23 protein-coding genes are annotated in these 24,903 nt (G+C 64.2%); 21 read left to right on the top strand and 2 right to left on the bottom strand.

The features are described 5' to 3' along the window. The first annotated feature begins 12 nt into the window (after positions 1–12). Positions 13–1,482 (top strand): LLM class flavin-dependent oxidoreductase, encoded by a 1,470-nt coding sequence (locus IQ24_RS15760; protein WP_145399242.1) that lies wholly within the window; start codon positions 13–15, stop codon positions 1,480–1,482. Positions 1,483–1,570: 88 nt separating this feature from the next. Here IQ24_RS15760 and dmpG read toward each other — a convergent pair whose 3' ends face one another. After that, a complete protein-coding gene (gene dmpG / locus IQ24_RS15755) occupies positions 1,571–2,587 on the bottom strand; it encodes a 4-hydroxy-2-oxovalerate aldolase (protein ID WP_145399241.1) in 1,017 nt (338 codons plus the stop codon). Beyond that, positions 2,584–3,510 (bottom strand): acetaldehyde dehydrogenase (acetylating), encoded by a 927-nt coding sequence (locus tag IQ24_RS15750; RefSeq protein ID WP_145399240.1) that lies wholly within the window; start codon positions 3,508–3,510, stop codon positions 2,584–2,586. The genes dmpG and IQ24_RS15750 overlap by 4 nt, the downstream gene beginning before the upstream one ends. Before the next feature lie 404 nt (positions 3,511–3,914). On the opposite strand from IQ24_RS15750, the gene IQ24_RS15745 reads away from it, so the two are divergent. From IQ24_RS15745 to IQ24_RS15650, 20 genes are all read left to right on the top strand, one after another. After that, positions 3,915–4,361, top strand: a complete 447-nt coding sequence (locus IQ24_RS15745; protein ID WP_145399239.1) for an Lrp/AsnC family transcriptional regulator — start codon at positions 3,915–3,917, stop codon at positions 4,359–4,361. 371 nt (positions 4,362–4,732) lie between these two features. After that, positions 4,733–5,905 (top strand): ABC transporter substrate-binding protein, encoded by a 1,173-nt coding sequence (locus IQ24_RS15740; protein ID WP_145399238.1) that lies wholly within the window; start codon positions 4,733–4,735, stop codon positions 5,903–5,905. A gap of 14 nt (positions 5,906–5,919) precedes the next feature. Next, positions 5,920–6,786, top strand: a complete 867-nt coding sequence (locus IQ24_RS15735; RefSeq protein WP_145399237.1) for a branched-chain amino acid ABC transporter permease — start codon at positions 5,920–5,922, stop codon at positions 6,784–6,786. Further along, on the top strand, positions 6,783–7,817 hold the full coding sequence (locus IQ24_RS15730; protein WP_145399236.1) for a branched-chain amino acid ABC transporter permease: 1,035 nt from the start codon (positions 6,783–6,785) through the stop codon (positions 7,815–7,817). The genes IQ24_RS15735 and IQ24_RS15730 overlap by 4 nt, the downstream gene beginning before the upstream one ends. Continuing rightward, positions 7,817–8,584 carry an ABC transporter ATP-binding protein gene (locus IQ24_RS15725; protein WP_145399235.1) on the top strand — a complete coding sequence of 256 codons (768 nt, stop codon included), beginning with the start codon at positions 7,817–7,819 and terminating at the stop codon, positions 8,582–8,584. Before IQ24_RS15730 ends, IQ24_RS15725 begins: the two co-directional genes overlap by 1 nt. Then, positions 8,568–9,260, top strand: coding sequence for an ABC transporter ATP-binding protein (locus tag IQ24_RS15720; protein WP_145399234.1), 693 nt, complete (start codon positions 8,568–8,570; stop codon positions 9,258–9,260). Before IQ24_RS15725 ends, IQ24_RS15720 begins: the two co-directional genes overlap by 17 nt. Positions 9,261–9,298: 38 nt before the next feature. Further along, positions 9,299–10,432, top strand: a complete 1,134-nt coding sequence (locus IQ24_RS15715) for a CaiB/BaiF CoA transferase family protein (RefSeq protein ID WP_145399233.1) — start codon at positions 9,299–9,301, stop codon at positions 10,430–10,432. Beyond that, a complete protein-coding gene (locus IQ24_RS15710) occupies positions 10,429–11,223 on the top strand; it encodes an enoyl-CoA hydratase/isomerase family protein (protein WP_145399232.1) in 795 nt (264 codons plus the stop codon). The genes IQ24_RS15715 and IQ24_RS15710 overlap by 4 nt, the downstream gene beginning before the upstream one ends. Positions 11,224–11,225: 2 nt before the next feature. Continuing rightward, positions 11,226–12,149, top strand: coding sequence for a hydroxymethylglutaryl-CoA lyase (locus tag IQ24_RS15705; RefSeq protein ID WP_145399231.1), 924 nt, complete (start codon positions 11,226–11,228; stop codon positions 12,147–12,149). A 13-nt stretch (positions 12,150–12,162) separates the two neighbouring features. After that, positions 12,163–13,341: an acyl-CoA dehydrogenase family protein gene (locus tag IQ24_RS15700; protein WP_199756611.1), complete on the top strand. Its 1,179-nt coding sequence runs from the start codon at positions 12,163–12,165 to the stop codon at positions 13,339–13,341. A gap of 8 nt (positions 13,342–13,349) precedes the next feature. Continuing rightward, entirely contained in the window at positions 13,350–14,705 is a 1,356-nt protein-coding gene (locus IQ24_RS15695) for an MmgE/PrpD family protein (RefSeq protein ID WP_199756610.1), read from the top strand. A 63-nt stretch (positions 14,706–14,768) separates the two neighbouring features. Beyond that, positions 14,769–15,659, top strand: coding sequence for an MBL fold metallo-hydrolase (locus IQ24_RS15690; protein WP_145399228.1), 891 nt, complete (start codon positions 14,769–14,771; stop codon positions 15,657–15,659). Between the two features lie 17 nt (positions 15,660–15,676). Then, the gene (locus IQ24_RS15685) at positions 15,677–16,702 is read left to right on the top strand and encodes a LacI family DNA-binding transcriptional regulator (protein ID WP_145399227.1); all 1,026 of its coding nucleotides are present in this window, start codon (positions 15,677–15,679) and stop codon (positions 16,700–16,702) included. A gap of 147 nt (positions 16,703–16,849) precedes the next feature. Next, positions 16,850–18,067 carry an NADH:flavin oxidoreductase/NADH oxidase gene (locus tag IQ24_RS15680; protein WP_145399226.1) on the top strand — a complete coding sequence of 406 codons (1,218 nt, stop codon included), beginning with the start codon at positions 16,850–16,852 and terminating at the stop codon, positions 18,065–18,067. Further along, positions 18,064–18,825, top strand: a complete 762-nt coding sequence (locus IQ24_RS15675; RefSeq protein WP_145399225.1) for an aspartate/glutamate racemase family protein — start codon at positions 18,064–18,066, stop codon at positions 18,823–18,825. Before IQ24_RS15680 ends, IQ24_RS15675 begins: the two co-directional genes overlap by 4 nt. Before the next feature lie 30 nt (positions 18,826–18,855). After that, entirely contained in the window at positions 18,856–20,238 is a 1,383-nt protein-coding gene (locus IQ24_RS15670) for an MmgE/PrpD family protein (RefSeq protein WP_145399224.1), read from the top strand. Further along, positions 20,235–21,422, top strand: a complete 1,188-nt coding sequence (locus IQ24_RS15665) for an NADH:flavin oxidoreductase/NADH oxidase (protein ID WP_199756609.1) — start codon at positions 20,235–20,237, stop codon at positions 21,420–21,422. Before IQ24_RS15670 ends, IQ24_RS15665 begins: the two co-directional genes overlap by 4 nt. A gap of 9 nt (positions 21,423–21,431) precedes the next feature. Then, entirely contained in the window at positions 21,432–22,967 is a 1,536-nt protein-coding gene (locus IQ24_RS15660; RefSeq protein ID WP_145399223.1) for a class I adenylate-forming enzyme family protein, read from the top strand. Further along, positions 22,964–23,908 carry an MBL fold metallo-hydrolase gene (locus IQ24_RS15655; RefSeq protein WP_145399222.1) on the top strand — a complete coding sequence of 315 codons (945 nt, stop codon included), beginning with the start codon at positions 22,964–22,966 and terminating at the stop codon, positions 23,906–23,908. Before IQ24_RS15660 ends, IQ24_RS15655 begins: the two co-directional genes overlap by 4 nt. After that, positions 23,905–24,885: an NAD(P)H-quinone oxidoreductase gene (locus tag IQ24_RS15650; RefSeq protein ID WP_158637548.1), complete on the top strand. Its 981-nt coding sequence runs from the start codon at positions 23,905–23,907 to the stop codon at positions 24,883–24,885. Before IQ24_RS15655 ends, IQ24_RS15650 begins: the two co-directional genes overlap by 4 nt. The last annotated feature ends 18 nt before the right edge of the window (positions 24,886–24,903 follow it).

Genomic DNA, 24,903 nt, shown 5'->3' with positions numbered 1-24,903 from the left:
GAAGGACCTCTCATGGCAACTGAAAAGAAGCGAATTATCCTGAATGCCTTCGACATGACCTGTGTCAGCCATCAATCGACCGGCATGTGGACGCATCCAAGCAGTCAGGCCGCACGCTATAATGACATTGAATACTGGACCAATATGGCGATCGAGCTGGAACGCGGCCATTTCGACACGCTGTTCATCGCCGATGTCGTCGGGGTCTATGACGTCTATCGCGGCTCGGGCGAGGCGGCGCTCAAGGACGCGGCGCAGGTCCCGGTGAATGATCCCTTCGCCGCGATCTCGGCTATGGCGGCGGTGACGAAACATGTCGGTTTCGGCGTGACGGCCGCGATCACCTATGAGCATCCCTATCTGCTGGCCCGGCGTCTTTCGACGCTGGACCACCTGACCAAGGGCCGGGTCGCGTGGAACGTCGTCTCCTCTTATCTCAACAGCGCGGCGGTCAATCTGGGCATGGACAAGCAGATGACCCATGACCAGCGCTATGACATGGCCGATGAATATATGGAGGTCATCTACAAGCTGTGGGAGGGCAGCTGGGAGGACGCGGCCGTCAAGCGCGACAAGGCCAGCGGCGTCTTTGCCGATGCCTCGAAAATCCATCCGATTGCGCATGAGGGTGAGTATTTCAAGGTCCCGGGCTACCACCTTTGTGAACCCTCACCGCAGCGCACGCCGGTCATCTTCCAGGCAGGGGCCTCGGGTCGGGGGCGGCAGTTTGCCTCGAACCATGCCGAGGGCATGTTCATCCTGACGACCAGCCCGGAAGCGGCAAAGCCCGTGACCGAAGACATCCGCCGCCTTGCGGTGGAAGCCGGGCGTAGCGCGGATTCGATCAAGATCTTCACGCTGCTGACCGTCATCACCGCTGCCGATGATGAGGCGGCCGAGGCGAAGTACGAGGAGTTCCTTGAATATGCGAACCCCGAGGGGATGCTTGCGCTTTACGGCGGCTGGACCGGGATCGATTTTTCGAAGCTCGATCCGGATGCGCCGCTGGAGGCCGTGCCGAACGATAGCCTGCGGACCACGCTGGAATCGCTGACCAATGCCGAAGATGGCAAGGTCTGGACCGTCCGCGACGTGATCCGTCATCGCTGCATCGGTGGGCTTGGCCCGGTTCTGGTCGGCGGCCCCGAGAAGGTCGCCGATATGCTGGAGAGATGGGTCGACGAGGGCGGCGTGGACGGGTTCAACCTCGCCTATGCGATCACCCCCGGCACGACGACCGATTTCATCGACTATGTCGTTCCGGAGCTGGTTCGCCGTGGCCGGGCGCAGACCTCCTATACCGACGGCTCGCTCCGCAAAAAGCTGATCGGCACGCCTGACGGCAGGGTCGAGGCGACGCATCCTGCCGCCGCCTGGGGACCGCATTACGTCGGAAAGCCAAGCGTTGCCGACCTGACCCGGCCCTCGACCTTCGATGAGCAGGAGCTCGTCTCGTTCGACCGCAAGCGGAAATCTGCATAAGTCAGGCCTGAAAATGCGATGCCGGGGATGAATTCCCCGGCATTCTGCGTCAGAGGCCTTCGTGATCCTTCTGGCAAAATAGCATGGGCTACCCCCGTGCTGCTGCCATCGTCAGCGCCAGATCCTCGATCATATCCTCCTGGCCGCCGACCATCCCGCGTTGCCCCATGGTCAGCAGCAGCTCGGAGGCGGGGATGCCATAGCGCTTCTCGGCTCGCTCGGCGAAAAGCAGGAATGAGGAATAGACCCCCGCATAGCCAAGGATCAGCGCGTTGCGATCAACCCGGATCGGGCGCTCCATCATCGGAACAACCAGATCCTCGGCGGCGTCGAGGACCTTGAAAAGGTCGATCCCCGTCTCGATCCCCATGCGCGCGGCGACAGCGACCAGAAGCTCGGTCGGCGCATTGCCCGCCCCGGCACCCAGCCCGGCCAATGCCCCGTCGATACGGGTCGCCCCGGCATCGATGGCCGCGACCGAGTTGGCGATGCCCATGCCCAGATTATGATGGGCATGAAAGCCGATGATGGTCTGGGGCGAAAGGGCGTCGCGAAGCGCCGATATGCGGGCCGTCACATCGCTGGGCAGCATGTAGCCCGCGGAATCCGTGCAATAGACGGTTGTCGCGCCCGATGCCTCCATGATCTGCGCCTGCCGGGCCAATTGCTCGGGCGTCGCGCGATGCGCCATCATCAGGAACCCGACCGTATCGAGGCCCGACTTCGCCGCGAAGGCGATATGCTGCTCGGCGCAATCGGCTTCGGTGCAATGGGTCGCGACCCGGACACCCGCAATGCCGCAATCCATCGCCGCTTTCAGCGCATCGACGGTGCCAATCCCGGGGATAAGCAGGGCCGAGACCTTGGCGGATTTCATCTGGGGCACGACCGCGCGCAGATATTCCGTGTCCTCATGCGCGCTGAATCCATAGTTCAGCGACGAGCCACCCAGCCCGTCCCCATGCGTGACCTCGATCCATGGGATGCCCGCATCATCAGCGGCGCGGGCGATGCTGACCATCTGCTGAGGCGTCATCTGATGGCGCAGCGGATGCATGCCGTCGCGCAGGCTCATTTCGTGAATGGTGATCTTTGGCGCGATCATCGGGCGACCTCCGGTTCACGGCTGGGAAAGTGGAAATTGCCGAGGCTCGATTCTTCGGCGAAAAACTCGGCCGTGCGCAGGGCTGCGGCCGTCATGATGTCCAGATTACCCGCATAGCGCGGAAGGAAATCGCCCAAGCCTTCGACCTCAAGGAAGATCGACACGCGATTGCCGTCGAAAACGGGGCCGTTGACCAGCTTGTAGCCGGGGACATATTTGCGGACCTCGGCCACCATGGCATGGACACTGTCGCGGATGGCGGCCTCATCGGGGGCGTCTTCGGTTAGCACATGCACGGTGTCGCGCATCATCAGGGGCGGCTCGGCCGGGTTGACGATGATGATCGCCTTGCCGGTCTTGGCGCCGCCGACTGTCTCGATTGCCCGGGCCGTGGTTTGCGTGAACTCATCGATGTTGCGCCGCGTTCCCGGCCCGACCGAGCGGGACGCGACCGAGGCGATGATCTCGCCATAGCTGATTGGCTGGACCCGGCTGACGGCGGCGATCATCGGGATCGTGGCCTGTCCGCCGCAGGTCACCATATTGACGTTCATGCACGTCGCCCTGGCGTGGTCGGCAAGGTTGACCGGCGGAATGCAGAAAGGGCCGATGGCGGCGGGGGTCAGGTCGATCATCACCACGCCAAGCGCGTTCAGCTTGCGCGAGTTTTCCGCATGCGCATAGGCCGAGGTCGCGTCGAAAGCGATCCGGATGTCGTCAGACAGGATATGGGGCAGGACGCCGTCAACGCCCTCGGCCGTTGTCCGGATACCCATCTCGGCGGCGCGCTGCAGGCCGGGGGAAGCCGGATCCACACCGACCATCCAGATGGGCTCGATCCAAGGCGATCTTTGCATCTTCATCAAAAGATCGGTGCCGATATTTCCCGGCCCGATGATGACGGCCTTCAGTTTGTTGCTCATTGGGGGCTTTCAGGTTGTGGGTGTGAGGCTTCAGCCAAGGGGGCAGGGGCGGATCACCTGACGGCTGGGCCCCGCCAAGGCGGGCAGAGCTTTTGGCGCGATCAGATGAATGCCGATCCAGATGAGTGCAGCGGCGTCGATGTGGGGGCCGTGGGGTGTCGCTTCAGCCGCAAACGCTCGGGTCATGTGGACGCCGCCGCGCTGCCGGTGATCGCAGCGGTCCTGTCTTGTTGCATGAGGCTTCGTCCTGCCATGGGCCTGAGGTGAAAGATGGTTTTCGGCACTGAGGCCGTCCTCCCAAGGATAGATGAGCCAATCCGGTGAAATCTTGGCTTGTTGCTTCAGAAATCATCAAATAAAACGGTTCAGCGCGGGTTTCTGGCGCGGGAGTAGCTGAAATCGCCATGCAACTGGACAAACTGGATGCAAAGATTCTGGAGGAGTTGCGTCTGAACGCCAGGATCAGTAATGTCGAGCTGGCCGACAAGGTGGGGCTTTCCTCCTCTGCCTGTGCCCGCCGTATCCGCGCAATGGAGGACGCAGAGGTCATTCGCGGGTATACGGTCATCCGCAATACCGCTGTCCGGGAAGGCCGAAGGCCCGTCTTCATTCAGATCAAATTGGCCGAGCCAACCGCAGAATCGTTCACGAAATTCGAGTCTGCGGTGCGGAAATGCGAAGAAGTGCGCGAATGCTTCCTTGTAACCGGGGGCGCCGACTATCTGCTGCGCATCGAGATCGAGGGGCTGGAAGAGTTCGAGGATGTTCACTCGGCCGTGCTGTCGACCTTGCCCGGTGTTTCGAGCATCCTGTCCAGCTTCACCATCCGAAACGTGTTCTCCTATCTCTGACGCGATGGCTCGCCGGGCCGGAAGAATCGGGCGGGCGGGGCTGTATTTTGTGGCAGCGTGAGCGCAGTATGGAAGGGTTCATTGTTTGTGGATTCAGCGGAGATACTTTCGACGCTACAGAAATGGATCATTTTGTCTGCTCAAGGATGGATTCAAATTAACTATCTGTAATATAATAAATTATTTTTGAATCTTGTCGCAAGTCCGCGCAGAAACTTCATCACAAAATTCAATGAAACGTTTTATTGACAGATCATTTCACCCTGCTATTGTTCCCTCAAGACGAACGGAGTGGCGCCAACCTGTGGGAGGGAAGGCGCAAAGGGTTTCGAGGGCTCCTCGTCGTCATAAAATCAGGGAGGAGATTGAGAATGATTTCGGGTCTGGGCCGCTTGTTCTGCGGCACTTTGCTGGCATCGGCTGCGCTGAGCGCATCGGCTTTCGCATGTGAGCTGAAAATCGGCTCGCCAGCCGTTCTGTCCGGTCCGGCCGCGCAATGGGGCATGGCCCTGCGCGGTGCGCTGGAGTTCGTGGCCAAAGAAACGGTCGAGGAAAAGCGCCTTGTCGTCAACGGCGAGACCTGCACGGTTTCGGTTGTGGCGATTGACTCGAAGTACACCGCCGAGGGTGCGGCTTCGGCCATGAACTCGCTGGCGGCAGAAGGTATCAAGGTGATCGTCGGGGCGGTCGGATCGCCCGAGGTGACCGGCATGAAGCCGATTGCGACGCGCAACCGCATGGTCGCGATGGTCAACAGCTTCGCCAAGGACGCGATTGGCCCGCAATGGCCCAACGTCTTCCACATCGGCCCCGGCCCGTCCGGTTGGGCAGGTCCGATCATCGACAAGGGGCTTGAGCTTTACAAATTCGACACAGTCTCGATTGTAGCGCCGAACGATCAGGGCGGCACCGATATTGCAGGCGTCAACGCAGAGATCTTCAAGCAGAAGGGCGTCACCCCGACCGAGGAATATTATCAGCGCGGCACCACGAACTTTGCGCCCATTGTGACCCGTATGCTGGCCGCGAAGCCCGGTGCGGTCGATCTGGCGTCCTCGCCCGCCGGTGACGCCGGCATCATCGTCAAGCAGTTGCGTCAGGCTGGCTTCACCGGTCCGATTTTCCGTCTGGGCGGTCCGGGCACGGAAGAGATCGGGCGTGTCGCAGGTGGCTATAACGTGCTTCAGGACTTCCTGTGGTTCGAGCCCATCGCGATGGATGACAACACCAAGGCGCTGGAAGAAAAGCACATCGCCCTGATGGGCAAGCCGCGCCCCGAGAATGCGGATTTCTTCCGCTGGGTCTATGCGGCGCGGATGATGGTCAAAGCCGCTCAGGCCGCCCAATCGGTCGACGATGCCCAGAAGATCGCGGATGCGATGCGCACGCTGCCGGTCGATGACGAAAACATCGGGGCAGGGCACTGGATTGGCCAGAAGTTCTTCGGGATCAATCAAGAGATGTCCTATCCCTTCGCGATCGGCGTGATCCAGGCCGGAGAGCAGCAACCCTACGTTCGTGCGGAAGCCGCCAACGAAGGCTAACCTCTGGAGGAAACATGGAAGGTTTCATTGCGACGGGGCTGATCGGGATCAGCCTCGGGTCCCAATATACCCTCTTGGCACTTGGGTTTACGCTGATCTTCGGCATCCTTGGCGTCGTCAACTTCGCGCATGGCGGGTTTTATGTGATGGGCGGCTATGTCGCCTATTACTGCTCGGCCGTGCTGGGGCTGCCCTATGTGGTGGCCCTACTGATCGCGCTGGCCGCCACATTTGTCCTGGGGTGGCTGTTCGAGGTGCTGATCCTCGAACGCGTGATCGACGATCATCAGGCGACGCTCATGGTCACGATGGGCTTCTACCTTGTGCTTGCGACCGGAATTCTGGTCATTTTCGGCGCGGAATCGCCCGAGTTCTCTTTCCCGATCTCGGGTGTCTGGCGGGTCGGGGACGTCTATTTCCCCTATGCCAACATGGTCGTGCTTGGGGCCTGCCTTGCCGCCATCGTCTTCGTCTTCTGGCTGGTCTATCGCACGAATGTCGGCCGCTCGCTGCGCGCCATGGCCGAGGATCGCACGGTGGCAAGCGCGCTTGGCATGCCGACGAAGATCCTGTTTCCCTTTGCTTTCGCCCTTGCGACCGGACTTGCCGGACTGACGGGCGCGCTGGTCACGCCGATCCTGGCGCTTGCGCCGCATGTCGGTGATCCTGTGCTGGCGTTTTCCTTCCTGACCGTAATCCTTGGCGGGCTGGGCAGCGTCACCGGCGCGACCATCGCCGCCTTCATCGTCGGCCTGATCGAGGCTTATGCCGCCGTCTATCTGGGCGGCTCGAAAGGGGCGCTGACGCTCTTCGTGCTGGTGCTGGTGATCCTGGTGATCCGCCCGCAGGGGCTGATGGGCAAGGAGGTTCGCCGCGCATGAGCAACGCAACCGTCTCTCGTCTTCTCGAACGGCGCTCGCCCTTCTTCAGTGGCTATGAATGGGTCACGCTGGCGCTGGTTCTTGCGACCTTCGCGGTTCCGTTCCTGACGGTGAACCCGCAGATCATGTCGCAGACCAACCTGATCCTGATTGCGGCGACTGCGGCGCTTGGGGTCTACATCATGCTGCGCATGGACCTGATGAGCTTCGCGGTCCCGTCCTTCATGGCCATCGGCGGCTATACCGTCGCGATCCTCAGCATCCGTCTGGGCATCACCGATGTCTTCGTGCTGGCGGCTGCCGCCTTCATCGTGCCTGCGCTGCTGGCGATCCCGCTGGGCTGGCTGATCCTGCGCCTCAAGGGGGTCTATTTCGTCCTTGTGACCTTCGTGCTGACGGAAATCGTCCAGCTGCTGCTGTTCGAGGCGGCCCCCCTGACGGGCGGCGCAAACGGGCTGGTGGGCATGCCTGCGGTCAAGATCTTCGGGTTCGAGCTTTGGGACAATTCCCATGTGCTGCTGACGACGGCGGGGCTGGCCTTCACGGGTTTCCTGATCACGGCGATCTTTACCCGCCGCTACCGCTATGAGTTCGCTGCGATTGAAAAGAACGACGTGCTGGCCGAAAGCCTTGGGCTTGCCTGCTGGAAATACAAGGCGCTGGCATTCGCGGTGGCGGCTGGCGTGTCGGGGCTGGCGGGCTTTGCCCTGGTCAACATGCTGATGACGGCGCATCCGACCTCATTCGCGCCGATGTCCTCGGTCAATTACATCACCTACACGATCGTGGGCGGCAAGGCCTCGATCCTGGGCACGCTGGTGGGTGCGATCCTGCTGGTCTCGGCCACCGACTATTTCGCACTTAGCGGAGAGCTTTCTCCGGGCCTTTACGGGCTTCTGATTATCGTCGTGACGCTGGTCGCCAAAGGCGGGGTCATCGGAATGCTGACGAAAACGGTCCAGCGCCTGCGTGGCCGGAACGGCGGTGGCCTCACCAATCCCAAACCGGCACTGGCAGAGGGGAAAAGCTGATGGACGGGGCAAATCTGACCCGCGGCGACGCCTTGCGCGTCGAAAGCATCTCGAAGGCCTTTGGCGGCCTGAAGGTCTTCCATGACGTCAACTTCACCATGCCGGCGGGGGGGCTTCTGGGCGTCATCGGGCCGAACGGCGCGGGCAAGACCACGATGATCAACATCATCTCGGGCAGGCTGCCGCCAAGTTCGGGGCGGGTGATGCTGGGCGATACGCGCGTCGACAGCCAGCCTGTCTATAGCAACGCCGGGCGCGGCCTTGTCCGCAGCTTCCAGCAAACCGCGACCTTCAACGACAACAGCATCGAGGACAACCTGCTGTCCGCGATCCGCTTCTCCGGCAAGGATCGCTCGGTTCTGGAGCGGCTGGCGGTGCTGCTGGAAAAGTTCGGTCTGGTCGAGAACTGGCGGCGCGATGCCAACCTGCTTCCCTATGGCCTGCAGAAGATGCTGGGCCTGACCATGGCACTGGCGACCGAGCCGCGCATGCTGCTGCTGGACGAACCGGCAGCCGGGCTGGAGAAATCCGAACGGGGCAATATCGACGATTACATCGCCTTCGCGCAGACCGAGTTCAACTGCGGCGTCTTGCTGGTCGAACATGACATGGACCTGATCAAGCGGCTTTGCCCGCAGGTGATCGTTCTCGACGGCGGCAAGCTGATTGCCGAGGGCGCGCCGGGTGAGGTTCTGGCCCGCAAGGATGTCATCGACGCCTATCTGGGCGGCAGCGATGAGGAGGATGATCATGCTCAGCATTCGTGACCTGCACGTGGCCTATGGCGGAACCCGCGCGGTCGACGGTCTGGATCTGGATGTGGCAGCCGGGCAGACCGTGTTGCTGATCGGTGCGAATGGCGCTGGAAAATCCAGCCTGATCAACGCGGTCATCGGGCTGGTCAGCAGCGCGCGCGGTCAGATCACGTTCGAGGGCCGGAATATCTCGGGCCTTTCCAGCGATGCCCGTGCGCGCCTTGGCATCGGCTATTCGCCCGAAGGTCGACGCGTCTTTCCCAGCATGTCGGTCAAGGACAACGTGCTTTCGGGGGCGGCGACGAAAAGCCAGCGCGAGCAAAGCGAACGCTGGGACCAGCTGGTCGCCTCTTTCCCCTTTCTGGCCGAGCGTCAGGCCCAGCCTGCGGGTCAGCTTTCGGGCGGCCAGCAGCAACTGGTGGCCATCGCCCGCGCGATGAGCGGAACGCCCCGGCTTTTGCTTCTGGATGAGCCTTTCCTTGGGCTGGCACCGGTCTGGATCCAGCAGATCTCGACCGCGGTGCGGCAGATGCAGGAACAGGGGATCGCGATCCTGATGACGGAACAGATGGCCCGGCCCGCGCTGAAGATCGCGCATTACGGGCATGTGATGCGCTCGGGGCAGATCCGGCGCTCGGGCACCACGGACGAGATCAAGGGCGCGGCACTGGCCGAGGAATACCTCTAGGCCTTTCGCCCGCCCCAAGAACGGAGACTTTCAAGCAAATGAATTCTGCACCCCTTCATGGCCTGACGATCCTGGAACTGGGTCATTCGGTCGCGGCGCCCTATGCGGGGCTGATCCTTGCCGAACTGGGCGCAAGGGTCATCAAGGTCGAAAACCCCGCGACCGGGGACTATGCCCGTGGCTGGGGCCCGCCCTTCCTTGATGAGGACGCGACCGCCTTTCACGCGCTGAACCGGGGCAAGGAAAGCGTCACCGTCGATTTTGCCGACCCCGAGCAACTGGCCATGCTGCGCCGCCTGATCCAGTCTTCGGATGCGGTGCTTCAGAACCTGCGCCCGGGCCTGCTCGGCAAATTCGGGATCGACGTGGCCGAGGTCCGGGCGGAAAAGCCCGAGCTGATCTGGTGCGACATCGGCGCTTTCGGGAAGGACGGTCCTTTGTCGCGCAAGCCGGGCTATGATCCCTTGGCGCAGGCCTCGTCTGGCATCATGTCGGTTACCGGCGAAGAGGATCGGCCCCCGGTGCGGGTTGGCGTGTCGCTGGTCGACATGGGCTCAGGGATGTGGACGGTCATCGGGCTGCTCTCTGCGCTGGTCGAGCGGCAACGCTCGGGGCAGGGGGCCCATGTCGCGACCTCGCTGTTCGAAACCGGCCTCGCCTGGATGACCATTCCGCTGGCCGCGCATGCGGTCTCGGGCGAGGTGCGCAAGCCGCATGGCTCGGGTCTGGCTGAAATCGTGCCTTATCAGGCGTTTCAGGCCAGCGATGGCTGGGTGATGATCGCGGCGGGCAATGACAAGCTGTTCGGCAAGCTCTGCGAGGCCATTCCGGGGCTTGCCGGTATCGGCGCCGATGCAAGGTTCAAGCTGAACCGCGACCGCGTGATCCTGCGGACCGAGCTGGTGCCACAGATCGCCGAGGCCATCCGGCCGATGACCATGGCCGAGGTGGGCGAGGCGCTGGACAGGGCTCAGGTCCCGAACTGCCCGCTGCTGCGGATCGATCAGGTCTGGAGCCATCCGCAAACCGAGGCCGTCGGCATTCTGGCCGAGGCTGGCAATCACAAATGGGTCGGATTGCCCTTCTCGATCGATGACCGGCGACCGACCTCCGGCGGCATTGCCCCGACGCTGGGCGCGCATGACCAACAGATCAGGCAGGAATTCTCATGAACCGCGCATATGAAACTCTGGCGCTGGAACGGGTTGGCGACCACGTCCTGCTGATCCGGCTGAACCGTCCGCAGGCCGCGAATGCGATGAACTCGCGCATGGGCGAAGAGCTGATGGACCTGTTCGAAGGGTTCCAGCTTGATACCGAAGGCCTGCGTGCGCTGATTCTGACCGGCAGCGGCGACAAGGCCTTCTGCGCCGGGGGCGACCTGAAAGAGCGCAATGGCATGACCGACGAGCAATGGCTACGCCAGCACGCCATGTTCGAACGGATGCTGCGCGCCATCGTCGCCTGCCCGATCCCGCTGATCGGCGCGATCAACGGTGCGGCCTATGGTGGCGGATGCGAGATGACGGCGGCATTCGATTTCGCCTATGCCTCGGAAAACGCACGCTTTGCACTGACCGAGGTGACGCTTGGGATCATGCCGGGCGCAGGCGGCACGCAAAACCTGCCCCGCGCCATGGGTGAGCGTCGTGCCAAGGAGGTCATCCTGACCGGGCTGCCCTTCACCGCGCAGGACGCCCATGAATGGGGCCTGATCAATCGCGTTCTGCCACAGGATGAACTGTTGAACGCAACGCTCGAGACCGCGCAGCGCATCGCCGGGAACGCGCCGATCTCGGTCCGGCAGGCCAAGCAGGCGATCCATCGCGGCTTGCAGATGTCGCTGGCTGACGGGCTTGCCTTCGAGATCGAGTGCTACAACCGTATGGTCACGACGCAAGACCGGCTGGAAGGCGTGCGCGCCTATAATGAAAAGCGCAAAGCGCAGTTCCGGGGGGTGTGATGATGCCGGATCGGGTAATCCTGCGTGAGGTTGGGCTGCGTGATGGCATCCAGATGGCCGCGCGTTTCCTTCCGACCGAACGCAAGCGTGAATGGGCGCTGCGCCTGCGCGATGCAGGCGTGGCCGAGATCGAACTGACCTCTTTCGTGCCGCCGAAGAACGTCCCGCAATTCGCAGATGCGGCCGAGGTCGCAGGGGTGATCCCGGAACTGACCGGGGTTGTTCCCTCGGCGCTGGTCCCGAACCTGAAGGGGGCAGAAAACGCGCTGCAGGCCGGGTTCACGCATATCAACTATGTCCTCTCGATTTCCGAGGCGCACAGCCAGTCGAATGTCCGCCGCTCGACCGATGAGGCGATTGCCGAATTCCGGCGCATCGCCGCGTTGAAACAGACGGGGGCCGGGCAAAAGATGGTGCTGGGTGTGGGGCTTGCAACCACATTCGGCTGCACCCTTCAGGGAGAGGTCGACCCCGAGCGCGTCCTTGATGTCGCCCGCCAGATCGTCGCGGGTGGCGCGGATGAGGTGATCGTCGCGGATACGGTGGGCTATGGCAATCCGGCGCAGGTCCGCGCGATCCTGCCCCGGATCGTCAAGATCGCCGATGGCCGTCGGGTCATCTGCCATTTCCACGACACCCGCGGCCTTGGCCTTGCCAATGTGCTGGCCGCGCTTGAGGCCGGGGTGCGCGTCTTCGACAGCTCGCTGGCCGGTTTGGGGGGCTGCCCCTTCGCGCCGGGTGCGACCGGCAACATCAACACCGAAGACACCGCCTTCATGCTGGAAAGCATGGGCTTTGCCACGGGCATCGACATTCCCGCGCTGCTGGAGCTGCGCCGCGACGTCGAAACCTGGCTGGGGGATGAGCGCTACAGCGGCGCCATCGCCCGCGCCGGACTGCCCAAAACCTATCAGCCTGTCATTTGAAAGAGCCCGAAGCATGAGCCTCGACATCGTCAATCTGGAACTTGGTGAAGATTACTCGGAACTGCGCGACTCGATCCGCCGGATCTGTGCGAATTACCCGATGGAATACTGGGCGAAGCTGGAGGAGGAATCCGGCTATCCCTCGGAATTCGTGGCCGAACTGACCGAGGGCGGCTTTCTGGCGGCGCTGGTGCCTGAGGAATATGGCGGCGCGGGTCTGCCCCTGCGTGCCGCTGCCGTCATTCTGGAAGAGATCAACGCGAATGGCTGTCAGGCGAGCCCGGCCCATGCGCAGATGTACATCATGGGCACGCTGCTGCGCCACGGCACCGAAGAGCAGAAGCAGAAATACCTGCCCGAGATTGCCGCCGGCACCCTGCGTCTGCAGGCCTTCGGCGTGACCGAGCCGACCACCGGTTCGGACACGACGCAGCTGAAGACCCGTGCGGTGCGCGAGGGCGATGAATATGTCATCAACGGCCAGAAGGTCTTTACCTCGCGCGCGCTTTATTCGGACCTCATGCTGCTTCTGGCGCGCACCACGCCGCTGGATCAGGTCAAGAAGAAGACCGACGGCATCTCGGTCTTCCTGATCGATCTGCGCGAGGCGCGCGGCAATGGCGTCGAGATCCGCCCGATCAAGGCGCTGATGAACCACAACACGACCGAGGTCTTCATCGAAAACCTGCGTGCTCCGGCCTCGGCTCTGGTGGGCGAGGAAGGCAAGGGCTTCCGCTATATCCTTGACGGCATGAACGCCGAGCGCATCCTTGTTGCCTCGGAATGCGTGGGTGACGGCCGCTATATGCTGAAGCGAGCGGTCGAATACGCGAATGAGCGCGTGGTCTTCGGCCGCCCGATCGGCGCAAATCAAGGCGTGCAATTCCCGATCGCCCGCGCCTATGTCGAACTTGAGGCTGCTGATCTGATGGCCCGCAAGGCGGCCGCTCTGTTTGATGCGCATTGCCCCTGCGGGTCCGAGGCGAACATGGCGAAGCTTCTGGCCTCCGAGGCGACATGGAAGGCCGCCGATACCGCGCTGCAGACCTTCGGCGGCTTCGGCTATGCGACCGAATACGGCATCGAGCGGAAGTGGCGCGAATGCCGCATCTATCAGACCGCACCGATCTCGACCAACCTGGTGCTGGGCTATGTGGGCCAGCATGTCCTTGGCCTGCCGCGTTCCTACTGAGGTTCATGATGGACAGTATCACCCGCAAAGCCGCCGAATTCGTCGCAGGTTTCGACGCCAGCACCGCGCCCGAGGCCGCGCGCCACGCCGTGCGGATGGGCTTTGTCGATTGCATCGGCTGCATGCTGGCGGGCGCGAAGGAACCGGCGGTCGGGCTGGCCTCGGTGATCGCCGCGCCCTTGCCGGGCAGCAACGAGGCTGTGCCCGCGGTCAACGGGCACAGCTATTCCGCTGCCGATGCGGCGCTGATCAACGGCGTTGCGGGCCATGTGCTGGATTTCGACGATGTGGCGCTGGCGGGGCATCCCAGTACGGTGCTGGTCCCCGCGATCATGGCCCTTGGGCACGAGCTGCGCGCCTCCGGGCAGGAGGCCATGGACGCCTATCTGGTCGGCTATGAGTTGTGGGCGCATCTGGACGCCATTGAGCCCGGCCACCTGCATGAGCGGGGGTTTCACCCGACGGCGGTGATGGGCACGCTGGCCTGTACCGCCGCTGCCGCGCGCCTGTTCAAGCTGACGCCCGAGGAAACACGGCACGCGCTGGCCATCGGGGCCTCGCTGGCGGCGGGGCTGGTCGCGAACTTCGGCTCGATGACCAAATCGCTGCATGCCGGGCGCACCGCGCAATCGGGCATCCATGCGGCGCGGCTGGCGAAATCCGGCTATACCGGCAGCCTTGACGCGTTCGAGCATCGGACCGGCTTTCTGCGCGCCTTCTCTCCCTCCGGGGCGCCGGATCTGGATGTGGCCTCCTTCCGGATCGGTGAGGAGTCGCTCGCCGAGCGCTTTGGCGTCAACATCAAGCGCTATCCGACCTGCTATGCGACGCATCGCGCCATCGACGCGATGGTCGCGCTGACCGACCAGCACGACATCGCGCCCGAGGACATCCAGACCATGCATGTCCACACCGGGGTCACGCAGAAGCTGATGCTGCGAAACAGCCGTCCGCAGACCGGGCTCGAGGCGAAATTCTCGATGGAATTTGCCATGGCCAGTGCGGCGCTGGTGCGTCGGGTGGGGCTGTCCGAGCTGACGGATGAATTCGTCGGACAGGATGCGGTGCAGGACCTGCTGGAGCGGGTCGAGGTCACGGTCAGCGATGACAAGGCCGGGGCCGATCTGCCGAACGCGCCTTTCGATCTTGTCTGGGTGACCCTGAAGGACGGCACCGTCCATCGTCACGCGCCGGTCGAACATGCGAAGGGCAGCTGGCAGCGGCAGCTTGACCGTGAGGAACTGGCCGAGAAATTCGCCGATTGCGCTGGGCGTCAGGTCGACAGCGCGCGCGCGCAGCAGATTTTCGACCGCTTCTGGCGGCTGGACGAGGTCGACGACCTTCGCGAAGTTGCGTTTATGTAAGAATTTGGCGGCCCGGATGCAGATATCCGGGCTGCCAGCACCGACCGAAAGATGGAAGCCAGAATGACTGACCTGCCCCTGAACCAGATCCCCGGTGTCTATCACCGCCGTGTCGGCGATGTCCTCATGACCGCGCTGTCGGACGGATATGTCGAGATGGGGTATGACATTTTCCGCGAATTCACCCGCGACGAGGTCGATCAGATGATGGCGCGCGATCACCGGATCTCGCCGCCCCGCATCTCGGTCAACTGCTTCCTGCTGCGCGGACCAATGGGGACGGTGCTGTTCGATTGCGGCTCGCAGGACAATTTCGGCCCGACGGCGGGGAAGCTGTTCCAGAACCTGGCTGCTGCGGGCGTAGATCCTGCCGATATTGACCACATCATCCTGACGCATTGCCACCCGGATCACTCGGGCGGGCTGACCGACAAGCAGACCGGCGAACGGCTGTTTCCGAACGCCACGCTGATCGTCAATCGCAAGGAGATCGAGCACTGGTTCTCCGATGCCGAGATGGAAAAGGCCGATGAGCGCAGGCGCATGCGCTATTTCGGCTGGACCCGAGAGCAGGTCGGCCCCTATCGCGACGCCGGGCGCGTCCGGCTGGCCGATGACGGCGAAGAGGTCCTGTCGGGCATCACGCTGGTCGAATGCGCGGGGCATACGCCCGGGCATTCGGCGTGGCTGGTGACCTCGCAGGGGCAGCAGATGATTATCTGGGGCGATCTGGCCCACGTCCCCGAGGTGCAGGTCGCGCGGCCGGAGGTCTCGATGAGCTTTGACCATGATCCCGATCAGGCGGCCCGGAACCGCACGGCGCTTCTGGCGCGGATCCTGGCCGAAGATATGCTGGTTGCCGGAATGCATGTTCACTTTCCGGGCTTTGGCTGGCTTATGCGCGACGGCAGCGGCTATCGTGTCGCGACCGAACAATGGGCATTTGAAATCTAGGGTTGGCAGACAGGAACATGGCGAAAACTCCGACCATCCGCGAAGTGGCCAAGCTGGCGAATGTCTCGATCGGGACGGTGTCGCGCGTCATCAATGATGCGGTCGACGTCTCGCCCGTGATCCGGAAAACGGTGGAAAGCGCCATCGAGCAGCTGGGCTATGTCCCGAACGCGGCGGCGAAATCCATGCGCATGGGCCGCAGCCGGACCGTGGGCTGCATCCTGCGCGAGATCAACATCGCCCAGTTGGGCGGCTTTGTGTCGACCGCGCAGAATGTCCTGACCGAGTCGGGCTATTCCCTACTGATCGCCAATTCCGAAGGCCGCCGCCAGCGCGAGATCGAGCTGCTGCGCAGCTTCTCCTCGGGGCAGGTGGACGGGGTTCTCATGGGGCCCTACACCCCGATCGAAGGCGAATTCGAAGACCTGCTGCGCAGCCTGCCGGTGCCCTTCGTGATGATCGACCGCGACCAGCCGAAATGGTGCGACGCGGTCTATGCCGATCATGAGGGCGGGGTCTATCAGGCGACCTCGCATCTGCTGGGCCTCGGCCATCGCCGGATCGCCCTGTTGACCGGGCCGGTGCGGCTGCATCCGGGCGGCGCGCGGGTCAGGGGCTTCATGCGCGCCCATACCGAGCGGAACGTGCCGACAATCCCCGAACTGGTCGTGTCCGAAAGCTTCCTGAATGACCACGGCTACCGTGCCACCTCGTCTTTGCTGGGGATGGCCCATCCCCCGACCGCGATCATCGCAGGGGGCATCGACATGCTGCCGGGCGTGTTGCGAGCCATCCGGACAAGGGGGCTTTCGGTGCCGGGCGATATCTCGGTCATCGCCTCGGGTCAGAACGATCTCAGCGACCTGCATCAGCCGCCGATCGGCGTGGTCGGCTGGGACCAGAACGAGGTCGGCGCGACCGCCGCCGCGCTGCTTCTGGACCTGATCGCCAATGGCAAAAGAGAGGAGCCGCGTCGTGTCATCATCCCCACGAATTTCAACCCGCAGGCCTCATGCATGCCGCCACGCAAACCGCCGGGATAGACGCGGTATGTAGGCCGCCGCCCGAAAATTAACTGATCTCATCACCTGAAACCGGCCCTGATTGTGCCGGACCGGGGCGCCTCCTGCGCCTCCGGGGGTGTCCGATATGCCTTGTCGCCAAGGCCCCACGAATGAGGAGTGACCGCAATGACCCAAGATGTGAAGCTGTTTTCCGAACTGACCCTGCGCGGCGTGACGCTGAGAAACCGCGTCGTGATCTCGCCCATGGGCACCTATGTCGCCGAAAACGGGCGTCTGCAGCCCTTCCACCACACGCATTATCCGGCATTCGCCATGGGTGGGGCAGGGCTGGTCATGGTCGAACAGACCTCGATCACCCGGCGCGGCCGCATCACCAATGGTGATCTTGGTATGTGGGAAGACGGCCAGATCGAAGGCATGCGGGCGCTGACCAGCCATGTCAAAAGCTATGGCGCGAAGATCGGCATCCAGTTGAACCATGGCGGGCGCAAGTCCTCGATGCAGCGGGCTTTCCGGGGAAACGGGCCGCTGACCGAGCGTGATCTGGCGGCGGGCGAGGAAATCTGGACGCCTCTGGCGCCCTCGGCGATCCCGCTGGGCGAGGGTTGGCAGATGCCCGAGGCGATCACGCTGGCGCAACTGGACGGGCTGCGCGACGCCTGGGTTGCGGCGGCGAAACGCGCCGTGCTGGCGGGCTTTGACCTGATCGAGGTCCATATGGCGCATGGCTATCTGCTGCAGAACTTCCTGTCGCCGCTGGCGAACCAGCGAGGTGATGACTACGGCGGAAGTCTGGAAAACCGCATGCGCTTCCCGCTCGAGGTGGTGCGAGCGGTCCGCGCCGTCGTGCCCGCCTCGATGCCGATCTTCGCCCGCATTTCCGCGACTGACTGGATCGAGGGCGGCTGGACGCTGGAGGACAGCGTGGCGCTATCCCGGGAATTGAAGGCCGCCGGGGTCGATGTGGTCGATTGCTCGTCGGGGGGGAACCTGCGCACCGGGGCCACGAATTCCAGCCTTGGCCGGGGACCGGGCTATCAGGTGCCTTTCGCCGAACATATCCGCGCCGAGGTTGGCATGGCGACGGCGGCCGTCGGCATGATCCGCACCCCGGAATTCGCCGAACAGATCCTGCAGGAAGGCCGCGCCGATCTGATCTGCATTGCGCGTCAGGCGCTCTTCGATCCCTTCTGGGCACATCACGCGGCCGAGCAGCTGGGCGCCAACAATGGCTTTGCCGACTGGCCGCCGCAATATGGCTGGTGGCTTGAGAAATGGGCCAAGGCCTTGTCCGCGAATGGCGAGACCCCGATGGGCCCCGAGGTGTTCGCGACCATCCCCGCCGCGCCTTCGGTGGCCCGCGTTGAGGAGCGTCAGGCATGACGCTGCGCATCTGGCACCAGTCCGTGAATGAGCTTGACCGCATCAAAGCCTACAAGCGCGGGATCGAGGCGCATGCCGCCCGTTTCCTGCGCGATGAGGCCTCGGTCGTGGTCCACGGCATGCCGACCGGCACCTATGGCGAGCTGTCGCCCAGTGACGCACTGGGAAACGCCTATCTGTACCACCGCGTGCTCTCGCCCATCGTCGAGCAGGCCGTCGAGGCCGAGCGGCAGGGGTACGACGCCTTCGTCATGGGCTCATTCAGTGAGCCCTATCTGCGCGAGATGCGGACGGCGGTCGATATCCCGGTCGTGTCGCTGACCGAGGCCGCGCTGCTGACCGGCTGCGCGCTTGGCGGCAAGATCGGCATGATCTCGAACGCCCCGAACGTGGCCTATATGACCCGGAATTCGGTCGCGAAGCATCATCTGGAGGCGCGGGTTTCTGCCGTGACCTCGCTGCTGCCGGGGATGGATGAATATGAGCTGATCGCCGCCCGCGACAATCCGCAGGCGATGATCGACGCCTTCACCACCCGCGCCCGCGAACTGATCGCGGACGGCGCCGAGGTGATCGTGCCCGCCGAAGGCGTCATGGCCGAGATTCTGGCCGCGCAGGGCCTGACCCGGATCGATGGCGCAGTGGTTTTGGACGTCTTTGCCGCCGCCTGGACGCAGGCCATCGGACTGGCCCGCCTTCGGCGTGGGCTTGGGCTGGGGGTCAGTCGGGCCTGGGCCTACAGCCGCGGCGAAAACTGAATTTCCCGCGTGAGGGAGGAGGACAAGAAGATGAAACCTGCCGGTCAGATACTGGGCGACTACCTTTCCGCGTTCGACGCACTGCCGCTGGAGCGTGATCTGCGAGAGAAGGCGTTGATGTGCCTTCTGGATACGCTGGGCCTTGCCGTCTCGGCACGGACCGAGCCAACGGCGCAGGCCGCGCTGGCGCTGTCGCAAAAGCTGGGTGATGCGGCCTCCGGAACCGCGCAGGCCTGGATCTCGGGTCAGCGGCTGTCCGCGACCGAAGCGGCCTTCGCCAATGGTGTCGCGGCGCATGCCCATTTTCAGGATGACACCGATATTCCCTCATGGACCCATCCGGGATCGCTGGTGCCGCCCGCAGTGGTGGCGCTGGCCGAACGCCAGAACGCGAGCCTCGATGACGTGCTGCGCGCCATCGTCGCGGGGTACAGCAGCATCAACTGGCTGGGCCGCGACGAAATCGTCTCGCGGCGGCTGATCGGGCGCGGGTTCCGGACCAGCCCGACCTTCGGCACCATCGCGGCGGCGGCGGGCTGTGCGGCGCTGCTGGGGCTGGACGCGGCACAGGCGGCCTCGGCGGTGTCCATCGCGGCCTCGACCACCGGCGGCACTTTGGAGCCGGTGCGGGCAGGGGCCGACGAATGGCGGGTGCAGAATGGCCGTGCCGCGCAGGGGGGCGTCATCGCGGCGCTTCTGGCGCAGGCGGGGGTGAACGGCGCGCCCGAGGCACTGGACGGGCCGAAGGGCTTCCTGTCGACGCTGGCGGGACTGGACGAGACCCCCGATGTCTGGGCCACGCCGCCCGATCCCGCGATCATGCGCGAGGTGATCTGCAAGCCCTATGCGACGCTGGGCGACAACATGCCCGCCGCGATGGCGGCGCAGAAGCTTTATCAGGATGGCGTTGATCCCGCGCTGATCGAGGCCATCGAGGTCACCCTGTGGGAGCCCTTCACCAACTATCCCGGCACGAATTTCAAGGGCCCCTATACGCGGCTGGTCCAGACGCAGGCCAGCACGGCTTTCGCGGTGGGCACCATGCTGACGCAGGGCGACATCACCTATGACATGGGCAACACGCTGCGGGACGATCCGGCGATCCTGAACCTGGTCTCTCGCACGACCGTCATTCCCGACGACCCGATTGGCGCGCTGGATTCGCGGGTGGTTCTGCGGATGAAGGACGGCAGCCTGCGTGAGGCCGTGACCAAGGACGTGCCCCGCGACCTGATTTTCCTCACGCGAGAGCGGACCTTGAAGGTGTTCGAGGCGCGTCTGTCGCGGCTTGGCGCGGCGCCGGGCGCGGCGACTGCTTTCGGGGCCGCGCTGTTCGACGGTCTGGATCAGGGGGCCTCGCCCTCGATCAGCGCTGTCCTGACCGAGCTGCACGGGTTGGGGGTGCAATCATGATCGATGCCCCTGAAATCCCGATGCTCTTTCAGCCCTGGACGGTGCGCGGCGTGACGCTGAAAAACCGCATCGTCGTGTCGCCCATGGGCACCTATGGCGCCGAGGACGGCAATCTGACGCCGTTCCAACTCGCCCATTACCAGCGCATGGCCATGGGCGGCGCGGGGCTGGTCATCATGGAGCAGACCTTCGTGACGCGGGCCGGACGTGTCTCGAACGGCGATCCGGGGCTCTGGGCCGACAGCCAGATCGCGCCCATGGCCCGGCTGGTCAGCGAGATGAAGCGCTATGGCGCGAAGACCGCGATCCAGATCAGCCACGGCGGTCGCAAGGGCGGTCAGCAGCGCGCCTATGAGGGCAACGGTCCGATCGGGCCGCGCGATCTGGCCGCAGGGAATGAGCAGCTTTATCCGATGGGCGCCTCTGCCGTGCCGCTTTCGGACGGGTGGCTGGTGCCGGTCGAAATGTCCGAGGCGCAGATCGAGGGTGTGATCGACGCCTTCACCGCCGGGACGCGGCGGGCGCTGTTGGCGGGCTTTGACCTGCTGGAGCTGCATCTGGCGCATGGCTATCTGCTGCAAAGCTTTCTGTCGCCGATTGCGAACCATCGCAAGGACCGCTGGGGCGGCAGTCTGGAAAACCGGATGCGCTTGCCGCTGGCTGTGGTGCGGGCGATGCGCGGGGCGATGCCGTCCTCGATGCCGCTTTTCGCGCGGCTTTCGGTCACCGACTGGATCGACGGCGGCTGGACCGAGGATGACAGCATCATCCTTGCCCGCGAGCTGCAGGCGGCAGGCGTCGACCTGATCGACTGCTCCTCCGGCGGGAACATGCGGGCGGGGGCCACGAATTCGAACCTCGCGCGCGGGCCGGGATATCAGGTGGCGCTCTCTGACCGGCTGCGCCGCGAGGCGGGGGTCCCCACGGCTGCCGTGGGCATGATCCGCACGGCTGCCCATGCGGAAAAGATCCTGCAAGAGGATCGCGCCGACCTGATCTGCATCGGGCGGCAGATGCTCTTCAACCCCTTCTGGGCGCGTCATGCCGCCTGGGAGATGGGCGTCGATCCCTCTTTCGAGGATTGGCCCGCACCCTACGGCTGGTGGCTGGACAAATGGGCGCGCTCGCTTGCGGCCAATGGCGAGGACCCGCTTGGTCCCGAGCGGTTTCCCGAAATCATCTGAGGTGATGCCATGAACTGGGGCGAGGAGCTTGCGTCCACCTATCACCGCTACGGTCACCGCCTCGGCGTCATCGATGCCGAGGGTCAGCACCTGATCGGCAAGATCATCGATCACGCGGCAGGCATCGCAGACCGGCTGGCGGCGCTGGGCCTTGGCCCCGGCGATTTCGTCGCGACGGTGTTTCACAATTCGGCGCAGGCGGTCGCGGCCAGCTATGGCGTGGCCCTGTCTGGCGCGGCTGAGGTGCCGATCAACCCGTTGCTGAGCGCGGCCGAGCTTGCCCATGCGCTGGCCTGCTCGGGCGCGCGGCTGGTGCTGGTCGACGGGGGCGATCCGCTTCCGCCGGTCTCGACCCCGGTTGCGGATGTGCGCGACATCCCTGCGCGTCCCTTTGATGCGGCGGGTTGGCCCGAGGTCGCGGCTGACGCGCCCTCACGCATCGTCTTCACCAGTGGCACGACCGGGCCCGCCAAGGGCGCGATCCATACGCATGGCGGGCGCTGGGCGGGCGCGCTGCTTCTGCGTGCGGCCTTGCCCATTCTGCCAGATGCCTCGAACCGCATCCTGCTGATGACGCCGTTTTCGCATGGGACCTCGCTTCTGACCTTTGCCTTTCTGTCCGAGGGGGCAAGCGTCCATCTGCTGCGCGGTGTCGAAACCGGGGTGGTGCTGCCGCTGCTGGCCTCTGGCGCCATCACCGAGGTTTTCGCGCCGCCAACGGTGCTGGCGAAGATGACCGACGCAGCCACGTCGCCCGAACATGCCGCCGAGATCTATCCGCTGCGGACCATCCTGACCGGCACCGCCCCGCTGTCGCCGACGGTCTATCGCAAGGCCGTTGCGCGCTTTGGAGAGATCCTCCGCGTCACTTATGGCAAAAGCGAAATCTTCAACCCGATCACCGTGCTGGATCCGACCGAGACCGCGCAGGCCTATGGCGAGGCGGCCTCTGACGGTCTTTGCGTCGGCTGGCCCGCGACCGGTGTCCGGGTGCAGATCAGGGGCGATGACGGGGATCGGCTGCCGCCGGGCGAGGTCGGCCAGATCCAGCTGCAAAGCCCCCATCTCTCGGCGGGCTATATGACGGTCGACGGGCTGAAGATGCTTGCCCCCGGCGAATATCACGACACCGGCGATCTGGGCCGGATCGACGCGCGGGGACGGTTGTTTCTGGTCTCGCGCCAATCGGACATGATGAAGACCGGCGGCTACAAGGTCTCTCCCGATGAGGTCGAGCGGCAGTTGGCCGCCGCGCTGCCCGAGACGCAGATGGTCGTGCTGGGCTATCCCTCGGACTACTGGGGCGACATCGTGACCGTGATCGCGGAAAGCCCGCCTGACGACTGGCAGGACCGGCTTCAGCCCGCGCTGGCGGGGATGACCGGCTACAAGCGGCCGCGCCTTTTTGCCAGCATCGGGGCACTGCCCCGCAACAGCATCGGCAAGGTCTCGCGGTTGCAGTTGCGGCGCTGGTTGCAGGACAGCCACGATCTGGTCGAACAGCCGCGTCCGCAGCTGATCCCGATCCGCGAGGTGCGGGGATGACGGGCTTTGAGCAGGTGCCAGCGGTCTATCACCGCGAGGTCGGCGATTGTCTGGTGACGACGATCTGCGATGGCTACATGGCCTATGACACGCTTGAGATCATGCGCGACCCCGATCACGCAAAGCTGAGGCACCTGCTGGAGGATGAGACTCGCGTCTGCCCCCCGGTCGTGTCGATCAACACCTTCCTGATCCGCGACGGGCAGCGGACGGTTCTGGTCGATTGCGGCTCTGGCGACATCATGGGGCCGACCTGTGGGCGGCTTCCGGGTCTGATGGCGCATCTTGGCGTCAGGCCCGAGGATGTGACCGACATTCTGCTGACCCATGTCCATCCCGATCACTCGAACGGGCTGACCGATCCCGAAACCGGGCGTAAACTGTTTCCGAACGCCCGCGCCCATGTCCATCAGGCCGAGATCGACCATTGGTTCGATGACGCCGCCCGTGCCCGCGCGACCGAACGTCAGAAGCGCGTCTATTTCGACGCGGGCCGCATCCAGTTGCGGCCCTGGATCGCGGATGGCAGCCTGATCCCGTTTGACCATGAACATGAGGTCTTGCCGGGGATCACGGCGTTGCCCTCGGTCGGGCATACGCCCGGTCATAGCTGTTACATCCTCCGCTCGCGCGGTGAGGCGATGATCGTCTGGGGCGATACGGTCCATGTCCCCGAGGTGCAGCTGGGCGATCCCGATGTCGGCATGATCTTCGATACCGAAAGCGGGGTGGCGGCGGCTTCGCGTCGGCGCATCCTGCAGCGCTGCGTCGATGAGGATCTGCTGGTCGCGGGCATGCACATCCATTTCCCCGGCTTCGCCCGTATCCGTCCGGGATATGCGGGTGCCTATCGGTTCGTGCAGGAGCAATGGTTCCACGCCCCGAACCACGGCCATCAGCCCGGCGTCTGGCCCACGCCCAGGAAGGTTTCAGCGACATGACCATGATGATCTGCCATGCCCCCGAACCGGGCGGCCCCGAAGCGTTGCGCTTTCTGTCGGCTCCGCGACCGGCTCCCGCTCCGGGCGAAGTGCTGATCCGCGTCGGCGCCGTCGGGGTCAACCGGCTGGACGCCATGCAGCGGGCCGGGGCCTATCCCTTGCCGCCGGGCGTGAACCCGATCCTGGGCGTCGAATGCGGCGGCGAGGTGATCGAGGTCGGACGCGATGTCGCCACCATCCGTCCGGGCATGCGCGTCGCGGCACTGCTGGCGGGCGGCGGTTATGCCGAATATGCCGTTGCCGATCACCGCCATGTCGTCGAGGTGCCCCGCGATTGGAGCGACGTTCAGGCCGCATCTGTCATCGAGACCTTTTGCACCGCGCATGAGACGTTGTTCGAACTCTCGCGGCTGTCGGCGGGCGAGCGTGTCTTGATCCATGCGGGCGGCAGTGCGGTCGGCAGCACCGCGATCCGCATGGCTCAGGCCGTCGGGGCCGAGATCGCGACGACCACCGGAAGCGAAGGGAAGGCCCGGCGGTTGCAGAGCATGGGCGTCAGGCATGTCGTCAACTATCGCACGCAGGATTTCGCGGAAACTGTGCGGGAGTTCTGGCCCGAAGGGGTCGATGTGATCGAGGATTTCGTCGGTCCCGCCTATCTGGCCCGGCATGTCGACCTGCTGCGCTGGCGCGGGCGGATGGCCTTTGTCGGCCTGCTCTCGGCCGGGACGGCCGAGATCAATGTCGCGGCGGTCCTGACCAAGATGATCCAGCTCAGAGGGTTCACCCTGCGGCCGCATTCCGCTGACGAAAAGGCGGCGGTCGTCGCGCGTTTTCGCCAGCGCTGGCTGCCGGAACTGACCGCCGGACGCATCGCCCCGGAGATGCACGCCGTTCTGCCATTCCAGCAGGCGGTCGAGGCGCATCGCATGCTCGAGGCGGCAGAGAATTTCGGAAAGATCGTCCTGCAGATGTGATGCAGCGACAAGGGACAG

Origin of the sequence: Paracoccus sulfuroxidans (assembly GCF_007830335.1) — a bacterium.
Classification (GTDB): Bacteria; Pseudomonadota; Alphaproteobacteria; order Rhodobacterales; family Rhodobacteraceae; genus Paracoccus; species Paracoccus sulfuroxidans.
Note: the sequence above shows the minus strand (reverse complement) of the source record. Positions and strands in the feature narration are given on the sequence as shown.

What these genes read in the sequence shown, in the direction of transcription:
- IQ24_RS15760 (WP_145399242.1), top strand. Translation starts at nt 13, where the DNA reads ATGGCAACTGAAAAGAAGCGAATTATCCTGAATGCCTTCGACATGACC.
- dmpG (WP_145399241.1), bottom strand. Translation starts at nt 2,587, where the DNA reads ATGATCGCGCCAAAGATCACCATTCACGAAATGAGCCTGCGCGACGGC.
- IQ24_RS15750 (WP_145399240.1), bottom strand. Translation starts at nt 3,510, where the DNA reads ATGAGCAACAAACTGAAGGCCGTCATCATCGGGCCGGGAAATATCGGC.
- IQ24_RS15745 (WP_145399239.1), top strand. Translation starts at nt 3,915, where the DNA reads ATGCAACTGGACAAACTGGATGCAAAGATTCTGGAGGAGTTGCGTCTG.
- IQ24_RS15740 (WP_145399238.1), top strand. Translation starts at nt 4,733, where the DNA reads ATGATTTCGGGTCTGGGCCGCTTGTTCTGCGGCACTTTGCTGGCATCG.
- IQ24_RS15735 (WP_145399237.1), top strand. Translation starts at nt 5,920, where the DNA reads ATGGAAGGTTTCATTGCGACGGGGCTGATCGGGATCAGCCTCGGGTCC.
- IQ24_RS15730 (WP_145399236.1), top strand. Translation starts at nt 6,783, where the DNA reads ATGAGCAACGCAACCGTCTCTCGTCTTCTCGAACGGCGCTCGCCCTTC.
- IQ24_RS15725 (WP_145399235.1), top strand. Translation starts at nt 7,817, where the DNA reads ATGGACGGGGCAAATCTGACCCGCGGCGACGCCTTGCGCGTCGAAAGC.
- IQ24_RS15720 (WP_145399234.1), top strand. Translation starts at nt 8,568, where the DNA reads ATGCTCAGCATTCGTGACCTGCACGTGGCCTATGGCGGAACCCGCGCG.
- IQ24_RS15715 (WP_145399233.1), top strand. Translation starts at nt 9,299, where the DNA reads ATGAATTCTGCACCCCTTCATGGCCTGACGATCCTGGAACTGGGTCAT.
- IQ24_RS15710 (WP_145399232.1), top strand. Translation starts at nt 10,429, where the DNA reads ATGAACCGCGCATATGAAACTCTGGCGCTGGAACGGGTTGGCGACCAC.
- IQ24_RS15705 (WP_145399231.1), top strand. Translation starts at nt 11,226, where the DNA reads ATGCCGGATCGGGTAATCCTGCGTGAGGTTGGGCTGCGTGATGGCATC.
- IQ24_RS15700 (WP_199756611.1), top strand. Translation starts at nt 12,163, where the DNA reads ATGAGCCTCGACATCGTCAATCTGGAACTTGGTGAAGATTACTCGGAA.
- IQ24_RS15695 (WP_199756610.1), top strand. Translation starts at nt 13,350, where the DNA reads ATGGACAGTATCACCCGCAAAGCCGCCGAATTCGTCGCAGGTTTCGAC.
- IQ24_RS15690 (WP_145399228.1), top strand. Translation starts at nt 14,769, where the DNA reads ATGACTGACCTGCCCCTGAACCAGATCCCCGGTGTCTATCACCGCCGT.
- IQ24_RS15685 (WP_145399227.1), top strand. Translation starts at nt 15,677, where the DNA reads ATGGCGAAAACTCCGACCATCCGCGAAGTGGCCAAGCTGGCGAATGTC.
- IQ24_RS15680 (WP_145399226.1), top strand. Translation starts at nt 16,850, where the DNA reads ATGACCCAAGATGTGAAGCTGTTTTCCGAACTGACCCTGCGCGGCGTG.
- IQ24_RS15675 (WP_145399225.1), top strand. Translation starts at nt 18,064, where the DNA reads ATGACGCTGCGCATCTGGCACCAGTCCGTGAATGAGCTTGACCGCATC.
- IQ24_RS15670 (WP_145399224.1), top strand. Translation starts at nt 18,856, where the DNA reads ATGAAACCTGCCGGTCAGATACTGGGCGACTACCTTTCCGCGTTCGAC.
- IQ24_RS15665 (WP_199756609.1), top strand. Translation starts at nt 20,235, where the DNA reads ATGATCGATGCCCCTGAAATCCCGATGCTCTTTCAGCCCTGGACGGTG.
- IQ24_RS15660 (WP_145399223.1), top strand. Translation starts at nt 21,432, where the DNA reads ATGAACTGGGGCGAGGAGCTTGCGTCCACCTATCACCGCTACGGTCAC.
- IQ24_RS15655 (WP_145399222.1), top strand. Translation starts at nt 22,964, where the DNA reads ATGACGGGCTTTGAGCAGGTGCCAGCGGTCTATCACCGCGAGGTCGGC.
- IQ24_RS15650 (WP_158637548.1), top strand. Translation starts at nt 23,905, where the DNA reads ATGACCATGATGATCTGCCATGCCCCCGAACCGGGCGGCCCCGAAGCG.